Here is a 16,188-nt window from a genome sequence, read left to right on the forward strand (position 1 = left end):
TAATACCTACGTTAAAGCTTATCAATAAGCTTTTTAAGATCCTTACTACCACGGTTTTGCTGATTACGTTCCGCCCAGTCACTCAAGGCTTTTTTAGCACGCTGCTGTAATTCATTACGCAACAACGGCTCAACATTCAATTGATAGCTGAGCTGAGTCCATGGGCCATAAATACGCAGCGGAATATCGGTATTTTGCAACATCTTGACCAAGTTGTCTTGTCCGCTCCAGCCCTGCATAACCCGTACCGCCAGATTCATGTCACAGCTTTGCTCAGGTAAAGTAAGCACGCCACTGCCTTTAATGGAAATCAGCTCAGAGTCAGCACTGAGATTACTGACTTTCATCGCACCGTGGTTCAAGGCCAGATTGGCTTGTAGCTGTTTAACCTCAGTATAACGTTCATAGCGGTCCTGGCCTTTTACATCACCGGAGCTACGAGCGACCGCCTGCTGAATAAGCTGCTGGATATTTAAACCCTCCAACCGCGCATTATTCATGCTGAACTGTGCATCGCCTTTCCAGCGGTGGTTAAATGCATCGACATTGAGACCATCTCCAGTTAACTGCGCCTGCATGGAGAATTTACCCGTCATCGCTTGTGGCAAGCCGGCTGCCACTAATATCGGCCCCAACTGCATATGATTTATCACCGGATTAATCGTCGCTAAAACCTTCTTGCCCGTGACATCCAGTGTTCCCGGCAAGGAAAAGTCACCCTCTAGCGCACTGCCAGTTAGACGGCTAATCTCAAGGTTACCGCGCTGATTTGACCCTTGTAGATTGAGCTGATTGACCTTAATTCCACGATAAACCAAATTATTAGCAGTGAGGGTAATTTGCGCGGTAAAGTCACGTAACGTTCGCAAATCTTGCCCGACATCATCATCATCCTGAATAGCAATAACTGGGGCTGTTACGGCATGTAGCTTGGCAGCCTCTTTGCTGGCTAAGGTACTTTTCGGCTCCCAACCAAAGATGGCATCCAGATTGAGATTATCCGCAGCCAGATTGATGACATAATCGGGTGCTTCGCCTAGCGTTGCTTTAGCACTCCCCGTCAATTGGTTGTTATTGGCAGAAAAACTCAGTTGATTAAGCAATATTTGCTGAATATCGTGTTGATAACTGGCCTGTAATGTCCCCTCACCGCTAACGCCACCGACAGGAATGTCCGCACCTTCTAATTTATAAGTAAATTGGCTAATATTGGCGCTAAATTGCTGTGGGTAATGGCGCATGTCTGCATCCGCGACCATTGAGAAAGTAACATCCCGCTGATTACGGTTAACGCGGCTGGCAAGAGTGATATGTATTTGGCGTTGAGTGTCTTGTTTAAGTTCAAGATTGATATCGCGAACATTCACTTGATCATTGTCTGCTCGTTGCCAAATCAGCAGGCTATCGGCTATCTGGACTTTATTGATATCAAGCTTCCAACCACGGTGCTCATTAATAGGCGCACTACCGGATGGCGCAACAGGTGATCCGGGTTGTTGCTGAGCCTCACTGTCAGGTGTTAGGCGAATAACCGCCCCTTTTAGCATCACCTGTTTTACATCAAGTTGATGTGACAATAATGGCCAAAGTTTGACATCCAACCGCATATTTTCAGCGCTGACTACAGGTGCAGTGGCACCAGGGGCGATAAGCGCAGTGCGGCCTGCGATAATGCTCAGTTGTGGCCAGACATGCCAGCGTAAATCCCCATCCAGTTGCAGTTGATAACCACTTTTTCTCTCTACCTGTTTGATCATATAGGCGCGGAAGTCATTGGGATTTACCAGCAATACTAATGCGCTCATCCCTGCAACTAATACGATCAGCAGGATAACTAACGTAGTCAGCAATCGTCTCATGACATCCTCTTGTCTACACCAGCTAAAAAGTCCAAACAGGCTAAAATTTCAGCGAGAAAAATGACACTAGTCTTCATCTATACGACTGGCCACTGCGCCTTGTTGACCACGATATTTTGCATCCTGACGGCTATTGTAAGGGCGGGCCGCCGGGCCAGAGAGGGGTTCAAAACTCAACGCACCAATTAGCATTCCTGGACGCAAAGCCAATGGCAACTTACCTGAATTATAGAACTCCAGCACGATTTTGCCTTGCCAACCGGGATCGATGCGATGTGCAGTGACATGTACCATTAGCCCAAGACGGGCTAAAGAGGAACGGCCATCAAGCCAGCCGACCAGATCGTTAGGGATAGTCACTGACTCTAAGGTCACCGCCAGCGCCAACTCCCCCGGATGTAGGAAGAAAGCTTCCCCTTCCGGCAGATTGATTTCATCACTCATAACCCGCTCCAGCGCTTCGCTGACTTCATCCTTCGGGCCACTTAAATCAATAAATGCCGCCGTGTGACCACGGAACACCCGGAATTGGTTGCCTAAGCGAACATCGACTGTAGCACCATTGATACGCTCTACCGGTGGACGTGGATCAATACCCAATTTACCGCTGTCCAGCCAGGCTTCTATGTCACGATCGCACAGTCTCATTGCTCATAATTCCCATCAAAATTTGCATGTTACAGCTTATAGACTACGCAAGCTGCCATATAAAGAGGCAAAGGTCCAGACGAACATTATTCAAAGAACTGACTGATTTTCGCTTTTAGAATATCGATCGCAATTCGGTTCTTGCCGCCGCGTGGAACAATAATATCAGCGTATTGTTTGGACGGTTCTATAAATTGCAGGAACATCGGACGCACTGTTTTCTGATATTGGACCATAACGGAATCCATCGAACGACCACGTTCATTGACATCACGCTTCATACGGCGCATCAGGCAGATATCCAATGGGGTATCAACGAAGATCGAGAAATTCATCTCCTGGCGCAGGCGGATATCCGTCAACAACAAGATCCCTTCCAGAATAATGACTTTTTTCGGTTCTAAATGAACGGTTTCTTTTTTACGGGTGTGTTCAGTGTAGCTATAAAGTGGCAGTTCAACGGACTTGCCCGCTTTCAACGATTGCAAATGTTCCAGCAATAAGTTGTGGTCCATGGCGCTGGGGTGGTCATAGTTAGTTTTGACCCGCTCTTCCATCGACAGATGGCTTTGGTCTTTGTAATAACCATCTTCAGGAATAACGCCAATATGTTGGTCGCCTACCTGCTCACGCAATTCGCGATATAGCGTGCTGGCGATAAGACTTTTTCCGGAGGCAGAGGCACCCGCTATCCCGATAATGACGCACTGGTGTGCTTTGTCAGTCATAAAATTAAAGACCTGATTACGAAGTGTGAAGGGAGACAAAGCACGCAAGGTGCTTCTGGCGCGCCAATTATAAGGAGTTAGCCGGTCTGACGCCAGTGCTATACCCTGCGTATCAGCAATTACAGCGGTGTTGGCGACTCTCAATTGCCCGAATCACTGACCTGTGTCAATTCATCGGGATTTATTCGTTTGCCGCCGACCTGTAATTCCCATTACGTTAGGTATTACTCTTCACGTTTGACGACGCACCGGCTGGCGGTAATTACACCGCGCGGAATGAAATTTCCGTCGGGATCGCTTCACCTTGCCAGTACATTTCGGCTGCCACATTGGCCGTCAGTTGGCGATAGATATCCGCAAAGTCGCTGTCAGGTCGGCTGACAACCGTTGGCTCGCCGCGATCAAGATCTTCGCGCAATGAGATATTCAACGGGATTTGGCCCAGCAATTTACAATGGTATTTCTGTGCCAGTCTCTCCGCTCCGCCGGTACCAAAAATAGGCTCCAGATGGCCGCAATTGCTGCAAATATGCATGCTCATGTTCTCAACAATACCCAGCACTGGCACATGGACCTTCTCAAACATCACAATGCCTTTCATGGCATCGATCAAGGCGATATCCTGTGGTGTTGTCACCACCAGCGCCCCGGTAACCGGAATGTTTTGCGATAGCGTTAACTGGATATCACCGGTACCCGGCGGCATATCGATCACCAGATAGTCCAGATCCGGCCATAAAGTATCTTGCAGCATCTGCATCAATGCTTTGCTGGCCATTGGCCCGCGCCACACCATGGCATTCTCGTCGGTGACTAAATAACCAATCGAGTTGGTGGCCAGGCCATGGGCCATAATCGGTGCCATATGTTTACCATCCGGCGAGGTAGGCCGCTGATTCATGGTACCCAGCATGTTCGGAATGGAAGGGCCATAGATATCGGCGTCCAAAATACCGACTTTTACGCCCTTTTCTGCCAGCGCCAATGCCAGATTGACAGCAGTGCTGGATTTACCCACCCCGCCCTTACCGGAACTGACCGCCAGAATATTACGCACACCTTTAATCGCCGGCTGGTCATTTGCACGCTTCAGGGTGGTGATATTATGCGAAAGTTTCCAGTCGATGGCTTTAGCACCGGTCACCGCCAGCAATGCTCCGCTGACTGACTCTTTCAATGCCCCAAAACCCAATTGCCAGGCAAAAGGCATCACCAGTTCGATATGCAGCACATTGTCCAGTAAGGCACAGTGATGAATAGCGCGCAGCGTGTTGAGATCCTTTTGCAAGGTTGGGTGGGTAAAGGCGGTAAGAACTGTTGAAATTTGTGATAACAGCAGGTCTGGGGTGGTCTGCTCAGGGGATTTTGGGCTCATCCCGGCTCCTTGAATTTATTGTTATTCATCTTTAGATAATAATAGACAGTGTACCAGATCTCGATAGCGCCTGTGTGGGCCGAATCATGAGAAAATGGGGTCAGGCCACATAACGGTTCAGGTTAATAACCAAAGGTGCTGAAAACCGACCAAAATGGACCTGTTATAACTTAAGACAAGGTGCTGCTTGCCTTACCCTAGCGGCAAGCGGGCTTATCGGTTAACATCAAAGACCCTTTAATCGACATAAAGAAAGCAATTTCCCACTATGGCTCAAGTCGCGAAAAAAATATTGGTGACGTGCGCGCTACCATACGCTAACGGTTCTATCCATCTCGGCCACATGCTCGAGCACATCCAGGCAGACATCTGGGTCCGTTTCCAGCGAATGCGCGGCAACCAGGTTCATTTTATCTGTGCAGATGATGCTCACGGCACCCCTATTATGCTGAAAGCTCAGCAGTTGGGTATCGAACCTGAGCAGATGATTGCCGAAATGAGCCAGGAGCACCAACAGGATTTCGCCGGTTTCGCTATCAGTTATGATAACTATCACTCGACCCACAGTGATGAAAACCGTGAACTGTCGAGCCTGATATACGGCCGCCTGAAGGCAAATGGCTATATCAAGAATCGCACTATTTCTCAGCTCTATGATCCTGAGAAAGGCATGTTCCTGCCGGATCGTTTTGTCAAAGGCACCTGCCCGAAATGTAAAGCGCCGGATCAATATGGCGATAACTGTGAAGTTTGCGGCGCAACCTACAGCCCGACTGAGCTTATCAATCCGCGATCTGCCGTTTCCGGTGCGACACCGATTATGCGCGAATCGGAGCACTTCTTCTTCGACCTGCCAGCTTTTAGCGCTATGTTGCAAGCCTGGACACGCTCCGGTGCACTGCAAGAACAAGTCGCGAACAAAATGCAGGAATGGTTTGAATCTGGCCTGCAACAGTGGGATATCACCCGCGATGCGCCCTACTTCGGTTTTGAAGTCCCGGACGCGCCGGGTAAATATTTCTACGTCTGGCTGGACGCCCCGATCGGTTACATGGGGGCATTTAAAAATCTGTGTGATAAACGTCCTGATCTAGACTTTGATGAATTCTGGCGTGAAGGCTCTGAAACTGATCTTTACCACTTCATTGGTAAAGACATTGTTTACTTCCATAGTCTGTTCTGGCCCGCCATGCTGGAAGGCAGTAACTTCCGCAAGCCGACCAATATATTCGTCCATGGTTATGTCACGGTAAACGGTGCGAAAATGTCGAAATCCCGTGGCACATTCATTAAAGCGGGCACTTACCTCAAACATCTGGATGCTGATTGCCTGCGTTATTACTATGCCGCCAAGCTCTCTTCACGCATTGATGATATCGACTTGAATCTGGAAGATTTCGTCCAGCGCGTTAACGCCGATATCGTCAATAAAGTGGTGAATTTGGCCTCGCGTAATGCCGGTTTTATCAACAAACGTTTTGCGGGTCAGTTGGCCGATCAATTGGCTAACCCGGCATTGTATAAAACGTTCACCGATGCCGCAGTCAGCATTGCTGATGCCTATAGTAGCCGCGAATCAAGTAAAGCAATACGCGAAATCATGGCGCTGGCTGATGTGGCTAACCGTTATATTGATGAACAAGCACCTTGGGTGGTAGCAAAAGAAGAAGGCCGTGATGCCGACCTGCAAGCTATTTGCTCTATGGGTATCAACCTGTTCCGGGTGCTGATGACTTACCTGAAACCGGTATTACCGTCCCTGACTGAACGTACTGAGGCTTTCCTCAATACCGAACTGACTTGGGACAGTATCCAACAACCGTTGTTGGGCCATCAGATCAATACCTTTAAGGCGCTATTTAACCGTATGGATTTAGATAAAGTGAACGAAATGGTCGCTTCTTCTAAAGAAGATATGGCAGCGACTGCAGTGGTGGCTACTGGCCCGTTGGCTGATGACCCGATTCAGGACACCATCAGTTTTGATGATTTCGCTAAAGTCGATATGCGTATCGCGCTGATCCAACAAGCAGAATTTGTTGAAGGTTCAGATAAACTGCTAAAGCTAAAGCTGGATATCGGCGGTGAAACTCGTCAGGTCTTCTCTGGTATCCGTTCAGCTTATCCGGATCCGACAGTATTGGAAGGCCGCTTAACCATGATGGTGGCTAATCTGGCACCACGCAAAATGCGCTTTGGTATTTCAGAAGGCATGGTGATGGCAGCAGGCCCTGGTGGTAAAGACATCTTCCTACTCAGCCCGGACAGTGGTGCTCAACCCGGTATGCAAGTGAAGTAATTTTCTCGCTAAAATGCCGGTCAGGGGAAACCCGACTGGCATTTTTTATGACTACTTATTACTGGCGATTTCTGGCCGCCGACCCCGTTGCCACGCCTCCAGCCAGAACAGCATATTAATAAATAAGCTTAATGAGAAAATAACAAACAGAATACTGTCCAGCAAAGAAATTTTAAGTAACGCGTGAATAATAATATTTTTATGATGTTTCATCTCGACAAACCCCGATGAAAAAAACAAAAAAACACCAATTCCACCCACGACATTCAATACCACAACCGGCCAATACCATCTTGCCAGTAGAAAGAAAATCCACGACAGAACCATCAGTGAAATAACAGCCTCATCCAGTTCGAATAACAAAAAAAAGCCAAGATACAATAAACTAAAACAGGCCAGAGCAAGCCCAAATGGATACTCTTCGGGTAAGACCGCAGCCAACTGTTTTTTACGCTCGCAAACCGGTGGTTTTATATCATAAATATTAATAAATATAAGATAAAGTAAAAATGAATCGGCTAATAATGCGGTGACTGTATTATGTGAAACCATGTCGATTATTGGAAAAAGATGAAAAACCAATAAGTAAGGACTTAGATTTTGGTAGGCTAGCCGATTGATGCAAAGCGGCAATAAGACTAATGAGTACACCGCAGGGAAAGAAAAAATCGATAGGCTTAATATTTCATCTTCCAAATCAGGAAATAATCCCATTATAAAAAAAACGAGTAATACGAATGCCAATAAATAGCGAAAAAGTAGAAACAAAAACTCACAGCGGGACAGATAAAAATAAATAGTTTTATAAGTAAAAAAACTCAAATTCAGTGGTGCCATATCAGCACTATCCTGTCTAAATTTGTATAGACTGCTAACTTTACCCATGGTGACTTTAATCCTTTAAATATCATTAACTATACAATTGTAAAAGTTATCCTATGTATGGAATTTAACCTCTATTATTTATTATTACGGATTTCTATCAGGATATCAGTCCTGAGCAGGCAACGAAATAAAAAAGTTAATCCGAAGAGGAATAACAGAATACTCACCGCGGAATAATCCACTATGACAGGAAGGTTATATAATCCACTATGACAGAAAGGTTATAATGCTATTGGTTCCCCGTATAATAACCCACCCCATCCATTTCACTGTTTATTTTAGCTATCCAAACTAAAAGATATAACGCGATCCAAAAATTCATAACAAAGTTAATTCCTTATCAAAATAGTTATGGTTATGATGCTATGCAAAGACAGATGGACGTCTAGACACAAAGATAGCTATAAAAACGGCAGCAGCACACACATTGCATAACTTATCGACACCATGACGGAGTTCCGAATGAACAAAATTTCCTTCTCTTTGCTGGCCCTAAGCCTACTGACGGCACTGCCGGCATTCGCTGCTGATACCGCCACGGTAGCCCCGATCCCCGATGCTATCGCTAAACATCCAGGGCAAATTAAAATTGCGGTGATCCGCAACTTAGGTTCCGATGACAACACCACACAATTTTTATCCGGGGTATTAAAAGAGGGTAAGCGGCTCGGTTTTAAAGTCGATACCTTCCTCAGTAACGGCGACGATGCCCGTTTTCAGGACTTCGTCAATCAAGCTATTAGCCAAAAATACGACGGCATTATTCTCTCTCAGGGCCGTGACCCCTACTCGACGGAGCTGGTTAAACGCATTGCCGCCAGTGGGATCGCAGTCTCTGTGTTTGATACCGCCATTCAGGGCGATATCCCCGGCCTGACCGTGACACAGCAGGATGATGCGTCACTGACCAATGAATCCTTCGGTCAGTTGGTCAAAGACTTCAATGGTAAAGCCAATATTATCAAACTTTGGGTCGCGGGCTTCCCACCCATGGAGCGTCGTCAGGCCGCTTATCAGGCTCTGCTGAAACAGAATCCGGGTATTCATGAACTGGAATCTATCGGTGCTGTTTCTTCAGATGTTCAAGGTGATACTGCAAATAAAGTCGGCGCAGTATTGGCGAAATACCCGAAAGGGAAAATCGACGCTATCTGGGGTACCTGGGATGCCTTTACTCAAGGTGCTTATAAAGCCTTGCAGGAAAATGGCCGTACTGAGATCAAATTATACAGCATTGATATATCGAATCAGGATTTACAACTGATGCGTGAAGCCAATAGTCCGTGGAAAGTCAGTGTTGCAGTCGATCCTAAGTTGATCGGAGCGGTTAACCTGCGTCTGATCGCCAAGAAAATTGCCGGTGAAGAGACGCCAGCCAGTTATGAATTCCGTGCCGCGTCCATTCCTCAAGCACTGTTGGCCAGCCAAACCGGCCCGGTTAATGTTGCCGGTTTGAGTAAAATCATTCCTGGCTGGGGTCAGTCAGATGATTTCAACTCACCCTGGTTTGCTACCCTTGCGGCCCAAAATGGTCAGTAAGAACAATAGAGTTGGAGTGAAATAATGGCAACGCAAAATACTTTGCCAACACCGGAATATAGCCGCAATATGCGGCTGATTGGTCATAGCGATCAGGGCGGTAAACCCGATGGTGTGCAGGTGATGGTACATCGTGGCTACGCCTATGTCGGCCATATGGTGTCGCAAGGCGTATCAATTATTGATGTGCGGGATGCGAAAAATCCGCGTTCTGCCGGTTTTATTGCCGCCCCCGCGAATACCTGGAATGTGCATTTACAAGTCCATGATGACCTGCTGCTGGTGATTAATGCCCGCGACCTGTTTGCTGACGCCAGTTTTGCCGAAGAGAAAGTCTATTACACCCGCTCGGTGGCACAAACGGTCAGTACCCGTCAGGAAGGCCGCAGTTGGAGCGCAGGGCTTCGTATTTTTGATATTTCGACGCCAGATAAACCCCGCGAGATAAGCTTCCTGTCGCTCGATGGCATCGGTATCCACCGCATCTGGTATGTCGGGGGGCGTTGGGCCTATGTTTCTGCGTTGCTGGATGGCTACAGTGATTATATCTTCCTGACCATTGATCTGGCTGACCCGCAAAAACCACAGGTTACAGGACGTTATGCTTTACCCGGTATGCATACCGCAGCCGGTGAACAAGCAAGCTGGCCTGAAGGCAAACGCTATGCTCTGCATCATGCCATCATCAGTGGTGATACCGCTTATGGCAGTTGGCGTGATGGCGGCCTGACCTTGTTGGATGTCAGTAACCGGTATGAGCCAAAACTGATCAGCCATCGCAACTGGAGCCCACCCTTTGGTGGAGGTACCCATACCGCGTTACCTCTGCCGGATCGCGATTTGTTGATTGTGCTGGATGAGGCGGTGCTGGATAACCAGGAGGATGGCGAGAAACATATTTGGGTGTTCGATATCCGCGAACCGACGGATCCGATCAGTATCTCGACATTTCCGGTACCGGATGAACGGGATTATGTGAAAAAAGGTGCTCATTTTGGCCCGCATAATCTGCATGAAAACCGGCCCGGTAGTTTTATCAGTTCATCACTGATTTTTGCCACCTACCAGAATGCCGGGATCCGTGCTTATGACATCAGTAACCCGTATCAACCGAAGGAGACCGGCGCTTTAGTTCCGGCCGCCCCGGAGAAAATGATGGATAAACGCCCAGGTCGCCCACAAGTGATTCAGTCATGTGATGTGTTTGTCGATGCGCAGGGCATTATTTACAGCACCGATTATAACGGTGGTTTGTCTATCATCGAGTATTTAGGCTAATTATCCTTTCGTCGTTGAAGCCGCAGGTGTGTCTATTAATGGCAGGTCGATTTAAGTCGATCTGCTGTTGGCAAAAAAAATTTTCCAGCCCCCCTCTCTTTCTTATCACAATAGTCTACTGTAATGGGCTAAGCCACTGTCGTAGTGCCGGGTGAGCAGCCCTTTTCTGCTTAAAATCCGCACAAAAACAATTCATTACCTGATAATTAACAATAAGAAAATACCATGAAAGGATTTCCATCGCGTGTCACCAATCTACTGATTGCTTCGTTGGTATTGACCATTGGGCGGGCAGTGACATTACCCTTTATCACCATCTATCTGGCCGAGCATTTTCAGTTGGCCCCCGATAAGGTCGGGCTGGTGTTAGGGGCCAGTTTGACACTGGGTATTTTCACCAGTTTGTACGGCGGCTATCTGGTGGATAAATTCAATAAAAAGCAGTTGATTCTGTGGGCAATAAGCTTGTTTTCTGCCACGTTTTTTACTTTGCCATGGATTGAACATCCCGCTTGGATCATCCTAATTTTGGCGCTGCTGCATTCGGCATACTCAGTTTACGCTATCGCTATCAAAGCCTGTTTTGCTGACTGGTTGCCCGTCCATGAACGTATCAAAGCGTTTTCGGCCAACTACACACTGGTCAATGTCGGTTGGGCGGTTGGCCCGGCGGTGGGGGTACTGGTGGTGGGTTTTGGCCCGCAACTGCCTTTTATCATTTCAGGTGTACTGGCACTGTTGGTTGCCATCGTGTTGAAATTCAGGATAAGCAGTGCTGATATGTCCGTCGCAGAACGTGCTCCGACCGAGTCTGTGCCTGATTTCCGCCAAACATTTCGTATTTTGCGCCATGATAAGCGATTGATTTACTTCACTCTCGGCAGCATGCTCAGTGCCATTGTGTTTGGTCAATTCTCCGGCTATTTATCCCAATATCTGATTACCGTTGCCGATGCTAAATTTGCCTATCAGGTGATCGGGGCGGTGATGACCGTCAATGCAGTCATTGTGATCACCCTGCAATACCTATTAAGCCGCCGGATGAATCAGCAGAACTTAATGCGCTGGCTGATGATGGGTACGCTATTCTTTATTATTGGGCTGCTCGGGTTTATGGCGGCCCAAGATTCAATTCCGTTATGGATGCTGGCAATGGCGATTTTTTCATTGGGCGAAATTATTGTTATCCCAGTCGAATACATGTTTATCGATTTTATTGCTCCGGCGAATCTCAAAGGCAGTTACTATGGGGTACAGAATCTCGGTCAATTAGGGGGGGCGCTCAACCCGGTGCTGTGCGGTTTCTTGTTAGCCTATGCCGCCCCGCAGATGATGTTCTCTATGCTGATCATCGCCGCTATTTTAGGGTTGGCATTTTTCTATCGCGGATATCGGTTAGCTAAGTGTGATCACTAGCACAGTGCTAAAGTTAATTGTATGATGAATGCACTCTGTTACTCAGGACCTTTTCTATGCGCAATGTGATGTCACCTTGCTGGCAGTATCTGCGAGCTTTCGCCATTATTTATCTCTGCCTATGGGCCGGTAAAGCGTTGTCTTTGCTGCTACCTATGTCCATCCCCGGTAGCATCATCGGTATGCTGATTCTGTTTGCCCTACTCGCTTCGCAGATCTTGCCCTCAAGCTGGGTAAAACCCAGTTGCCAGTTGTTGACCCGCTATATGGCGCTGTTGTTTGTGCCAATAGGTGTGGGTGTGATGCAGTATTACGATCAGCTCACTAAGCAACTGGGTCCCATCGTGGTTTCCTGCTTTGTCAGTACTGTGATTGTGATGGTCGTGGTGGGTTATAGCTCACAGTATATGCACCGTGAACGTAAGGTTATCGGTTCTCCGACCCATACTGAGGAGGACGAATGATCAGCAACTTGTGGTGGTCATTGCCGCTGACCTTAATGGTATTTTTCGGTGCCCGCCGCCTGGCCCGTTGGCTTAAAATGCCACTGCTTAACCCATTATTGATATCAATGGTTGTTATCATTCCCTTGCTGCTGGTCACGCATATGCCCTATGCCAACTACTTTGCTGGTAGCAAAATACTGAATGATTTACTGCAACCTGCGGTGGTGGCTCTGGCTCTCCCGCTGTATGAACAGTTGCATCAAATTCGTGCCCGTTGGAAATCCATCATTACTATCTGTTTTATCGGCAGTATTACCGCCATGGTCAGTGGCACCGCCGTTGCATTGTGGATGGGCGCGACGCCAGAAATTGCGGCCTCGATATTACCTAAATCTGTAACAACCCCGATTGCCATGGCCGTGGCTGAATCTATTCATGGTTTACCCGCCATCAGCGCAGTATGCGTTATTTTCGTCGGCATTCTGGGGGCCGTATTTGGTCATAGTCTACTGAATTTATTGAAGATAACCACCAAAGCGTCACGCGGCTTGGCCATGGGCACAGCTTCTCACGCATTGGGTACCGCCCGTTGCGCGGAGATGGATTATCAGGAAGGTGCATTCAGCTCATTGGCGCTGGTGATTTGTGGGATTATCACTTCACTGCTGGCCCCATTCCTGTTCCCAGTGCTGCTGCATTTGTTTGGCTAGTATACCGGTCATCTTTCAAACTGCAGGTGTGTTGGCTGCGTTCAAATCTGCTCCCGACAGATTTGTCATCCGAGTCACTTACGGATGTAAGCTCATCGGAATTAATGCATAAATTTGAGATAAATCTCTCATTTGAGATTTTAATTGCATGAATTTCATGTAAAACGAGATTCAGATCACAAATATAAGCCGGCAAGCTGCCTAAAATAGTATCCCGTTACTATTAGAGAGAACCCTATGCAAGCACGTTTTCACGCCCCTTGGACACGGCTTCCTGACGCACTGCAATCCGCACTTGAACCTATCCTAAGCGCAGCCGATTTTCCTGCCATGCTGACAGCGGAACAAGTGAAAATGGTAAAAAGCAGCAGTGGGTTAGATGACAATGCACTGGCTTTTGCGTTGTTACCTCTGGCAGCGGCTTGCGCACTGACGCCTATCTCCCACTTTAATGTGGGTGCCATTGCCCGTGGAGAAAGCGGCAACCTGTATTTCGGGGCCAATATGGAATTCAGTGGTGCGCCATTGCAACAGACCATCCATGCCGAGCAATGTGCTGTCACTCACGCCTGGTTACGGGGTGAAACCCGTTTAGTGTCGATTACCGTCAATTACACGCCGTGTGGCCATTGCCGCCAGTTTATGAATGAACTGAACAGCGGAATCGATCTGAATATCCATCTGCCAGGCCGCCCTGCTGCAACACTGGGGCAATATCTACCCGACTCTTTCGGCCCGAAAGATTTGGCTATCACGACATTACTGATGGACTCGGTCAATCACGGCTATACCCTGACTGAAACCGGTGATCTCACTCAAGCGGCACTTGATGGCGCGAACCATAGCCATGCGCCATACAGTCTTTCTCATAGCGGTGTTGCGTTAGAAGCTGCCGATGGCACCCTTTATACCGGCCGTTATGCCGAAAATGCCGCGTTTAACCCAAGCCTGCCACCACTGCAAGCGGCATTGATTCTAACCCATCTTTCCGGCAGAGATTGCAGCACTATCCGCCGTGCCGTGCTGGTTGAAGGGAGTGAGTCGGCACTGACTCAGTGGGATGCCACACAAGCAACACTGGCGGCACTGGGTTGCACTGAGGTAAAACGCGTGACCTTTTTAACCCAATAATACTGACCGTTCTGGGGTTACATGGCTAACCCCAGCGATCACACCCACCTCGCACTTTTAACCTGTTATCGACATATTTAACTAACAAAAGCTGTACATATTTTTCTTATCTTTTAGGATCAGGGGCAATAATGACTATCTGATAACGTCTAAGAGTAAAACTCATGGAACTTGAATACGAAAGTAAGCGCTCCCTCTATATTCCCTACGCTGGCCCAATCCTGTTGGAATTCCCGTTGTTGAACAAAGGCAGCGCTTTCACTAACGATGAGCGTAACCACTTCAACTTACACGGTTTATTGCCGGAAGCGGTTGAAACTATCGAAGAACAGACTGAGCGAGCTTACCGCCAGTATCAAGATTTCAAAAACGATGATGATAAACATATCTACCTGCGCAATATCCAGGACACCAACGAAACCCTGTTTTATCGCCTACTGGAAGCCCATCTCAGTGAGATGATGCCCATTATCTACACCCCTACTGTTGGCAAGGCTTGCGAACACTTCTCCGCTATCTATCGTCGCGCCCGCGGGTTATTTATCTCGTATCCGAACCGTGAGCACATTGACGACATGCTACAAAACGCCACCAAACAGAACGTTAAAGTGATTGTGGTGACCGACGGTGAGCGGATCCTCGGGCTGGGCGATCAGGGCATTGGTGGTATGGGGATCCCCATCGGTAAGCTGTCTCTGTATACCGCGTGTGGTGGTATCAGCCCGGCCTATACATTACCGGTGGTATTGGATGTGGGAACCAACAATCCACAACGGCTGAATGATCCGCTGTATATGGGCTGGCGTCATCCGCGTATTTCCGGTGACGAATACTACGCCTTTGTTGATGAATTCATTCAGGCAGTAAAACGTCGCTGGCCGAATGTATTGTTGCAGTTTGAAGATTTTGCGCAGAACAATGCAACCCCGCTGCTGAACCGCTACCGTGACGAACTTTGCTGTTTCAATGATGATATTCAGGGTACAGCAGCGGTCACGCTGGGTAGCCTGATTGCTGCCAGTCATGCCGCAGGCAGTCAGTTGCGCGACCAAACCGTCACCTTCCTCGGTGCCGGATCAGCGGGTTGTGGTATTGCTGAACAAATTATCGCGCAGATGATTTCAGAAGGGCTGAGTGATGATCAAGCACGAGCGCGGGTCTTTATGGTCGACCGTTTCGGCCTGCTGACCGACAAACTACCTAATCTATTGAATTTCCAAAGTAAACTAGTGCAGAAGAGTGACGCACTACATAGCTGGAATCTGGTCAATGACGCTATTTCACTACTGGATGTGGTGCGTAATGCCAAACCCACGGTGCTGATTGGTGTTTCAGGCCAGCCGGGGCTGTTTACTGAAGAACTGATCCGTGAGATGCACCAACACTGCCCACGGCCAATTGTTATGCCATTGTCTAACCCAACATCACGGGTTGAGGCACGGCCAGAAGACATTATTAACTGGACTGACGGCGCAGCATTGGTCGCCACCGGTAGCCCATTCTCCCCCGTCAGCTATAAAGATAAAATGTATCCCATTGCACAATGCAACAACTCTTATATTTTCCCAGGGATTGGCTTGGGTGTGCTGGCATCCGGTGCACAACGAGTAACCGACGGTATGTTGATGGCAGCCAGCCGAGCATTAGCTGGGTGCTCACCGCTCGCGCTTAACGGTGAGGGGGCCTTATTACCGAATATCGACGGCATTCAGGCGGTGTCAAAGACCATTGCAATGCAGGTAGGTAAAGCTGCGCAGTTACAAGGGGTGGCCATTGTTACCTCCGAAGAAGCACTGGCAAAAGCCATTGAACACAATTATTGGCAACCACAGTACCGCACTTACAAGCGTACCTCGTTCTAATACTATCCGGCC

13 protein-coding genes are annotated in these 16,188 nt (G+C 48.1%); 8 read left to right on the forward strand and 5 right to left on the reverse strand.

Going from position 1 to position 16,188, the window contains the following annotated elements:
• Nucleotides 1-11: 11 nt before the first annotated feature.
• From asmA to apbC, 4 genes are all read right to left on the reverse strand, one after another.
• Complete coding sequence (asmA, locus tag AEP37_RS15735) at nt 12-1,859, reverse strand: outer membrane assembly protein AsmA (RefSeq protein WP_049614231.1); 1,848 nt, start codon at nt 1,857-1,859, stop codon at nt 12-14.
• A gap of 66 nt (nt 1,860-1,925) precedes the next feature.
• The gene (dcd, locus tag AEP37_RS15740; protein ID WP_049614232.1) at nt 1,926-2,507 is read right to left on the reverse strand and encodes a dCTP deaminase; all 582 of its coding nucleotides are present in this window, start codon (nt 2,505-2,507) and stop codon (nt 1,926-1,928) included.
• A gap of 86 nt (nt 2,508-2,593) precedes the next feature.
• A complete protein-coding gene (udk, locus tag AEP37_RS15745; RefSeq protein WP_049614233.1) occupies nt 2,594-3,235 on the reverse strand; it encodes a uridine kinase in 642 nt (213 codons plus the stop codon).
• Nucleotides 3,236-3,497: 262 nt separating this feature from the next.
• Nucleotides 3,498-4,610 carry an iron-sulfur cluster carrier protein ApbC gene (gene apbC / locus AEP37_RS15750; protein WP_049614234.1) on the reverse strand — a complete coding sequence of 371 codons (1,113 nt, stop codon included), beginning with the start codon at nt 4,608-4,610 and terminating at the stop codon, nt 3,498-3,500.
• A 268-nt stretch (nt 4,611-4,878) separates the two neighbouring features.
• On the opposite strand from apbC, the gene metG reads away from it, so the two are divergent.
• Entirely contained in the window at nt 4,879-6,909 is a 2,031-nt protein-coding gene (metG, locus tag AEP37_RS15755; protein ID WP_049614235.1) for a methionine--tRNA ligase, read from the forward strand.
• Nucleotides 6,910-6,960: 51 nt separating this feature from the next.
• Here the strand turns inward: metG and AEP37_RS15760 are convergent, their stop codons facing one another.
• Nucleotides 6,961-7,794: a hypothetical protein gene (locus tag AEP37_RS15760; protein WP_072086324.1), complete on the reverse strand. Its 834-nt coding sequence runs from the start codon at nt 7,792-7,794 to the stop codon at nt 6,961-6,963.
• A gap of 462 nt (nt 7,795-8,256) precedes the next feature.
• Between AEP37_RS15760 and AEP37_RS15765 the strand changes: the two genes are divergently transcribed.
• The 7 genes from AEP37_RS15765 (at nt 8,257) to AEP37_RS15795 (ending at nt 16,176) form a co-directional block, all read left to right on the forward strand.
• Nucleotides 8,257-9,333, forward strand: a complete 1,077-nt coding sequence (locus AEP37_RS15765) for a sugar ABC transporter substrate-binding protein (protein ID WP_049614236.1) — start codon at nt 8,257-8,259, stop codon at nt 9,331-9,333.
• A 24-nt stretch (nt 9,334-9,357) separates the two neighbouring features.
• Nucleotides 9,358-10,611, forward strand: a complete 1,254-nt coding sequence (locus AEP37_RS15770; protein WP_049614237.1) for an LVIVD repeat-containing protein — start codon at nt 9,358-9,360, stop codon at nt 10,609-10,611.
• Between the two features lie 225 nt (nt 10,612-10,836).
• Nucleotides 10,837-12,027 (forward strand): MFS transporter, encoded by a 1,191-nt coding sequence (locus AEP37_RS15775; RefSeq protein ID WP_049614238.1) that lies wholly within the window; start codon nt 10,837-10,839, stop codon nt 12,025-12,027.
• Nucleotides 12,028-12,083: 56 nt separating this feature from the next.
• Nucleotides 12,084-12,491 (forward strand): CidA/LrgA family protein, encoded by a 408-nt coding sequence (locus AEP37_RS15780; protein WP_049614239.1) that lies wholly within the window; start codon nt 12,084-12,086, stop codon nt 12,489-12,491.
• The gene (locus AEP37_RS15785; RefSeq protein ID WP_049614240.1) at nt 12,488-13,183 is read left to right on the forward strand and encodes a CidB/LrgB family autolysis modulator; all 696 of its coding nucleotides are present in this window, start codon (nt 12,488-12,490) and stop codon (nt 13,181-13,183) included. Before AEP37_RS15780 ends, AEP37_RS15785 begins: the two co-directional genes overlap by 4 nt.
• Before the next feature lie 237 nt (nt 13,184-13,420).
• Nucleotides 13,421-14,314 (forward strand): cytidine deaminase, encoded by an 894-nt coding sequence (gene cdd / locus AEP37_RS15790; RefSeq protein WP_049614241.1) that lies wholly within the window; start codon nt 13,421-13,423, stop codon nt 14,312-14,314.
• Nucleotides 14,315-14,478: 164 nt separating this feature from the next.
• Nucleotides 14,479-16,176: an NAD-dependent malic enzyme gene (locus tag AEP37_RS15795; protein ID WP_049614242.1), complete on the forward strand. Its 1,698-nt coding sequence runs from the start codon at nt 14,479-14,481 to the stop codon at nt 16,174-16,176.
• Nucleotides 16,177-16,188 lie beyond the last annotated feature (12 nt).

The sequence above is a fragment of the Yersinia pekkanenii genome (assembly GCF_001152565.1).
GTDB lineage: Bacteria > Pseudomonadota > Gammaproteobacteria > Enterobacterales > Enterobacteriaceae > Yersinia > Yersinia pekkanenii.